Source organism: Streptomyces sp. RP5T (assembly GCF_003933965.1).
Classification (GTDB): Bacteria; Actinomycetota; Actinomycetes; order Streptomycetales; family Streptomycetaceae; genus Streptomyces.
On record NZ_RSAJ01000987.1, the window covers coordinates 1 to 1,816 of the forward strand.

2 protein-coding genes are annotated in these 1,816 nt (G+C 70.9%); both read left to right on the top strand.

Annotated features, from left to right (window positions below; all coding sequences use genetic code 11):
• A partial coding sequence (locus EHS43_RS43750) for an electron transfer flavoprotein subunit beta/FixA family protein (protein WP_260470998.1) occupies window positions 1-782 on the top strand: 782 nt, incomplete at its 5' end.
• Window positions 783-853: 71 nt separating this feature from the next.
• Window positions 854-1,816: an electron transfer flavoprotein subunit alpha/FixB family protein gene (locus EHS43_RS43755; RefSeq protein ID WP_125195964.1), complete on the top strand. Its 963-nt coding sequence runs from the start codon at window positions 854-856 to the stop codon at window positions 1,814-1,816.

Here is a 1,816-nt window from a genome sequence, read left to right on the forward strand (position 1 = left end):
TGAGGATCGTTGTCACTGTGAAGTACGTGCCCGACGCCACCGGCGACCGGCACTTCGCCGATGACCTGACCGTCGACCGGGACGACGTGGACGGTCTGCTCTCCGAGCTGGACGAGTACGCGGTCGAGCAGGCGCTGCAGATCTCCGAGAACTCCGACGACGACGTCGAGGTCACGGTCCTGACCATCGGCCCCGAGGACGCCAAGGACGCGCTGCGCAAGGCGCTGTCCATGGGCGCCGACAAGGCCATCCACGTCGAGGACGACGACCTGCACGGCACCGACGCGATCGGTACCTCCCTGGTCCTGGCCAAGGCGATCGAGAAGGCCGGCTACGACCTGGTGGTCTCCGGCATGGCCTCCACGGACGGCACCATGGGCGTGGTCCCGGCCCTGCTGGCCGAGCGCCTGGGCGTCCCGCAGGTCACCCTGCTCTCCGAGGTCTCCGTCGAGGACGGCACCGTCAAGGGCCGCCGCGACGGCGACGCCGCCTCGGAGCAGCTGGAGGCCTCCCTGCCGGCCGTCGTCTCGGTCACCGACCAGTCGGGCGAGGCGCGTTACCCCTCCTTCAAGGGCATCATGGCGGCCAAGAAGAAGCCGGTGGAGTCCTGGGACCTGTCCGACCTGGACCTGGAGGCCGGTCAGGTCGGCCTGGAGGGCTCCTGGACCACGGTCGACTCCGCCGCGGAGCGTCCGGCCCGCACGGCCGGCACGATCGTCAAGGACGAGGGCGAGGGCGGCAAGCAGCTCGCCGAGTTCCTCGCGAGCCAGAAGTTCATCTAAGGGTTCTGGCCCGCTGAGGCTCAACCCCCCTTCCGCCCCTCAGACTTCGCAATCCGCAGGAGAGCATTCCCATGGCTGAAGTTCTCGTCTACGTCGACCACGTGGACGGTGCCGTCCGCAAGCCCACCCTGGAGCTGCTGACCCTGGCCCGCCGCGTCGGCGAGCCCGTCGCCGTCGCGCTGGGCAACGGCGCCGCCGACACCGCCGCGGCCCTCGCCGAGCACGGCGCGGTCAAGGTCCTCACCCACGACGCCTCCGAGTACGCCGACTACCTGGTCGTGCCGAAGGTCGACGCCCTCCAGGCCGCCGTCGAGGCCGTCTCCCCGGCCGCCGTCCTGGTCCCGTCCTCTGCCGAGGGCAAGGAGATCGCCGCCCGTCTGGCGCTGCGCATCGGCTCCGGCATCATCACCGACGCCGTCGACCTGGAGTCCGGTGACGAGGGCCCGGTGGCCACCCAGTCGGTGTTCGCCGCCTCCTTCACCACCAAGTCCCGTGTCTCCAAGGGCACCCCGGTCATCACCGTCAAGCCCAACTCCGCCGCCGTGGAGGCCGCCCCGGCCGCCGGCGCGGTCTCGGAGCTGAGCGTGACCTTCTCCGCGCAGGCCACCGGCACCAAGGTCACCGGCCGTACCCCGCGCGAGTCGACCGGCCGCCCCGAGCTGACCGAGCCCGCGATCGTGGTCTCCGGCGGCCGCGGTGTCAACGGCGCCGAGAACTTCGCGATCATCGAGGCCCTCGCCGACTCGCTCGGCGCGGCCGTCGGCGCCTCGCGTGCCGCGGTGGACGCGGGCTGGTACCCGCACACCAACCAGGTCGGCCAGACCGGCAAGTCCGTCTCGCCGCAGCTCTACATCGCCAACGGCATCTCCGGCGCGATCCAGCACCGCGCGGGCATGCAGACCTCCAAGACGATCGTGGCGGTCAACAAGGACGCCGAGGCGCCGATCTTCGACCTCGTCGACTACGGCGTCGTCGGCGACCTCTTCGACGTCGTTCCCGCCCTCACCGAGGAGATCAAGACCCGCAAGGGCTGA

What these genes read in the sequence shown, in the direction of transcription:
- EHS43_RS43755 (WP_125195964.1), top strand. Translation starts at nt 854, where the DNA reads ATGGCTGAAGTTCTCGTCTACGTCGACCACGTGGACGGTGCCGTCCGC.